This is a genomic window from Streptomyces sp. NPDC002784 (assembly GCF_053592135.1).
The window spans coordinates 1-4227 of sequence record NZ_JBSFVD010000098.1; the positions used below are offsets into that span (position 1 = coordinate 1).

General features: G+C 69.7%; 6 protein-coding genes. 2 read left to right on the plus strand and 4 right to left on the minus strand.

From position 1 onward, the window contains the following. The coding region (locus ACWD1Z_RS36605) for a glycoside hydrolase family 3 N-terminal domain-containing protein (RefSeq protein WP_451125116.1) at positions 1–1183 on the plus strand (1183 nt) is incomplete at its 5' end. A 30-nt stretch (positions 1184–1213) separates the two neighbouring features. On the opposite strand, the gene ACWD1Z_RS36610 is transcribed toward ACWD1Z_RS36605, so the two are convergent. From ACWD1Z_RS36610 to ACWD1Z_RS36620, 3 genes are all read right to left on the minus strand, one after another. Then, positions 1214–1837, minus strand: coding sequence for a TetR/AcrR family transcriptional regulator (locus ACWD1Z_RS36610; protein ID WP_451125118.1), 624 nt, complete (start codon positions 1835–1837; stop codon positions 1214–1216). Positions 1838–1873: 36 nt separating this feature from the next. Then, positions 1874–2245, minus strand: a complete 372-nt coding sequence (locus ACWD1Z_RS36615) for a signal peptidase I (RefSeq protein WP_451125120.1) — start codon at positions 2243–2245, stop codon at positions 1874–1876. 135 nt (positions 2246–2380) lie between these two features. Beyond that, positions 2381–3007, minus strand: a complete 627-nt coding sequence (locus tag ACWD1Z_RS36620) for a TetR/AcrR family transcriptional regulator (RefSeq protein ID WP_451125122.1) — start codon at positions 3005–3007, stop codon at positions 2381–2383. A gap of 79 nt (positions 3008–3086) precedes the next feature. On the opposite strand from ACWD1Z_RS36620, the gene ACWD1Z_RS36625 reads away from it, so the two are divergent. Next, the gene (locus ACWD1Z_RS36625; RefSeq protein ID WP_451125124.1) at positions 3087–3476 is read left to right on the plus strand and encodes a Dabb family protein; all 390 of its coding nucleotides are present in this window, start codon (positions 3087–3089) and stop codon (positions 3474–3476) included. A gap of 138 nt (positions 3477–3614) precedes the next feature. Here the strand turns inward: ACWD1Z_RS36625 and ACWD1Z_RS36630 are convergent, their stop codons facing one another. Beyond that, entirely contained in the window at positions 3615–4034 is a 420-nt protein-coding gene (locus ACWD1Z_RS36630; RefSeq protein ID WP_451125126.1) for a hypothetical protein, read from the minus strand. Positions 4035–4227: the final 193 nt, after the last annotated feature.

Consider the following 4227-nt stretch of genomic DNA (forward strand, 5'->3'; position numbering starts at 1 on the left):
GGGCCTGCGCGGACCGGGCGGCGGTCTCGGCCACGACAGCGTCGCCGCGATGGTCAAGCACTTCCCCGGCGGCGGCCCGCAGAAGGACGGCGAGGACCCGCACTTCCCCTACGGCAAGGAACAGGTCTACCCGGGCGGCTTCTTCGACTACCACCTCAAGCCGTTCGAGGCGGCCATCGCCGCCGGGGCGACGCAGGTGATGCCGTACTACGGCAAGCCCGTCGGCACCGGCCACGAGGAGGTCGGCTTCGGCTTCAACAAGGACGTCATCACCGGACTGCTGCGCGACAAGCTCGGCTTCGACGGCATCGTCTGCACCGACTGGGGCCTGGTCACCGACCAGCTCGTCATGGGAGAGCCGCACCTGGCCCGCGCCTGGGGCGTGGAGGACCTGACCCCGGCCGAACGCGTCCTGCGGATCTTCCACGCGGGCGCCGACCAGATCGGCGGCGAGTCCTGCTCCGAGCTGGTCGCCGACCTCGTCCGGCACGGGCAGCTCGCGGAGTCCCGCCTGGACGCCTCAGCCGCCCGGCTGCTCGCCGAGAAGTTCCGCCTCGGCCTGTTCGACGAGCGGCGCTATGTCGACGTGGACGCGGCCGAGGCCGTCGTCGGCCGCGCCGACTTCCGCGCGGCCGGCGAGGCAGCCCAGCGCTCCGGCCTCACGCTGCTCAAGAACGGCGGCGCCCTGCTGCCGCTGACCGGGACCCCGCGCCTGTACGTCGAAGGCGTCGACCCGGCCGTCGCCGCCGAGTACGCCGCACTCGTCGCCGACCCCGCCGACGCCGACCTCGCGGTGCTGCGCCTGGCCACCCCGTACGAGCCGCGCCCCGGTCTGTTCGAGTCCTTCTTCCACGCGGGGCGGCTCGACTTCGACGAGGACCGGCTGAAGGAGATCCTCACGCTGCTGGACACGGTGCCCACCGTCGTCGCCGTCCACCTGGAGCGGCCGGCCGTCATCCCGGAGATCGCCGACCGCTGCGCGGCGCTGCTCGCCGCGTTCGGCGCGGGCGACCGGGCGCTGCTGGACGTCCTGTTCGGCCGGGCCGAGCCCTTGGGACGGCTGCCGTTCCAGCTGCCGCGGTCGATGGCGGAGGTCAGGGCCGGCCGGCCGGACGTGCCGCGGGAGAGCCGCGACCCGCTGTTCGCCTTCGGGCACGGCCTGCGCTACGCACCGCGGGAGTGAACCGGGGGTGTGGGCTTGAACCCGGCCTGCTCACAGCCCCTTGCCGTCGGCCGAGATCGTCCGCAACAGGTGGTCCAGATGCGAACGCGCGACCCCGGCGAGGTCGAAGGCACGGCCGCTGGCCAGCCACTGCAACCGCAGCCCCGCGTCGACGGCCGCGCACTCCCGTGCGATCGACTCGTGGTCGAGGCCGGGCTTGAGCTCACCGGACTCGCTCGCCGCGCGCAGCCGGTCGGTGAGCTCCCGGACTCCTTTCTCCTGCCACTCGGAGAAGAAGTCGTGCGCGGGGTGGCCCTCCGCGGTGGCCTCGGCGGCGAGCACCACGGACAGCTCGATGATGCCGGGCATGCGCAGCGCCTCCTCCATGTCCTCGACATGGCACCGGAAGGCGTCCCGTACGGAGCCGGTCACCCGCCGCCACCGTTCGTCCATCTGGTGGTGCCAGTACTCGACGACCGCCTGGAGCAACTGCTGCTTGCCCCCGAAGTGATGCAGCAACCCCGCGTCGGTGAGACCGGCGTCCCGCGCGACGCGGGCGAGCGAGGTGTTGTGGTAGCCGTCCTGACCGAACCGCCGCATGGCCGCTTCCAGGATCTGCGGCCGCCTCGCCTGCCCCGCCGCGTACGAGCCACGCGGCCCTCTAGGTGTCCCCATGAGACAACCGTAATGGGCCAGGTGTCCGGCTCACGATCAGCCCCACGCCGGGAGGCGGACACCGCTCGGTCGCGACCGGCACACGGTGAGGACCACCGACTCGTCCTCCGCCAACCATGAGTGGTCGACTCCACGCCCCCATACGACGTAGTCGCCCTGCCGTTCCAAAAGGACGCTACGACCGGGGAGCTGGACACGGAAGCGTCCCTTGATGAGAACCAGGAGCGCTGTACGTTCCTCACCCTTCACCCACGTCGATCGCTCATCGCCGCGGGGATGGACGCCCCACTTGATCTCCACAGCCTCGCTGTGGCGCGGATCGCCGGCGTCCTTGAAATGCCCCAGCAGCCAACCTCGGTCCAGTGCCGCGTCCTTGCCTGCGTTGCCCACATACACGCTGTCGTTCACGTGGCGCGACGCTAGCAGCAGTCATGAGTGCCATCAGCACCTCGCCCGGATGCAGAAACAGCGGCATCGCACGTATGCACAACTTGGTCCTCGATCAGTGAAAGGCGCGCCTCTTTGTTGGGCCCAGGTTGGGGCTCAATTTCCGTAAGCGCGCAGGAAGACGTCCATCGCAGCGTCCGCGACGGTGTCGGGGGCGGCGTCGGGGCGGTATTCCAGCGGGCCGGTGAGCAGAGAGAGGAAGTGCTCGGCGGCGAGTTCCGGGTCGCACGGGCGCAGGCGGCCGGCGAGAGCCAGGCGGGCCAGGCGGTCAGCGAGGGCGGAACGTACCCGCAGGGCTGTGCGCTCGCGTACGCTCGCTGCCAGATCGGGGAATTGAGTCGCCTGGGCAGAGGCCAACTGCCGCACGGCGCAAGCGTCTTCGCTACTCAACGCCTGGAGCAGGCCGCGGGCCACGGCTGTGAGTGACGCGCGCGGGTCGCTGTCCGCGGCGGCCTCCCGCAGCTGCTCGACGACGGCGAGGCTCAGCGCGCCGACCCGGTCGGCGGCGGCCTCTACGGCCTCGCGGTACAGGCTCTCCTTGTCGTGCAGGTGACTGTAAACGGTCGGCTTAGCGACGCCCGCCTCCTGAGCGATCTCCTTTACGCACGCCTGGGCGTAGCCGTGTCGCGTGAAAACCGCGAACGCGCCGTCCAGGATGGCCTGCCGCCGCTCGATCCGGCCACGGGCGGGACGCCCGCCCCCGGTTGACGGTTCTGAACCCATGGGTTCAGTGTAGTGGACTGAACCGACCGGAACGGATTTCTGAACCCGCTGGTCCAGTGCGTAAGGGGGTGGGATAGGCGTGATCGTCCACATGTTGCGCTTCGCGTTCAAGGAGACCACGACCGAGGAGGAGCGCGAGCACGTACTCGCGGTGATGCGGCGTACGGCTTCTGTCGAGTCGGTGTCGTTCTCGACGGTGGGCCAATGCCTCAGTGACCCCGCTGGCTTCACCCACGCCTACTGCGTGGGCATCGCCGACCTGTCGGCCCTGCGGCGCTACATGCACGACCCGGTTCACCTGGCCGGCGACCCGCAGATCATGCCCTACCTGGACAGGATCGCCATCGGCCCGGACCTGTCCGACGACATGACACCCACCCTGGCCCGGGTCATCCTCGCCCTGCACGAGGAGAAAGTCGCGCTCTACCCGGAGTGGGCCGCCGAACTGGGCCCGCTGCTGGCAGCTTGAAAAAGTCGAGCGCCGGCAGTTGGCACCGTCGTCCGTCCTGCGCCCGTATCGCGGCCTGCTGCAACAGTCTTTGGCCGGGAGTGGCATTCTGCCGAGGGCGTGGAGCTCCGGCCGGTGCCAGGCGCAGGGCTTGCGGTGTCAGCAGGCGTTGACAATCGGTTTGTCGGATGCGATGTCGGCGGTGGTCAGGAGGGTGATGGTCTGCACGATGACATCGACCGGGGCGGCGTCGAGCGCCTCGTTCGGCAGATTTCCGGACAGGATTTTACTTCCTGGGAAAATTTGCGTGATGTTGCAGATATCAGACATGTCGGCGCCACCGCACTGGTTGAGCGGGCTGCCGACGGGGAGTCCGGCGATGTTACCGGTGGCGGTTCCGATGCCGTGGGTGGTCGCTCCATCGGCCCGGGGGGCGGTGTGGTGGTTGGCGCAGCTGGTACCGAAGGCCGGTGACAAGAAGTCACCGATGCCTCCGGCCCAAGCGGGGGATACGACCGGGGCGGATCCCAGCAGGGTCACTGTCACAACAGCCCCACGGGCAAAAGTGCGCGTCATCATGAGCTGCTCAACGATCAGCCACCTGCCCGGACACGAACCACCCCGACCGGGCGATCGAAGATGCGCCGGTAGTCAAAACTCAAGTTTCGGGTCCGCGCCCCCGGCGCTTTCCGGGCAGCGGGGCACCAGCGCCACCGCCAGGGCGGGAACCGCGGCGAGAAGCAGCCACGGCACCGCGGCCGGGAGGCCGAGG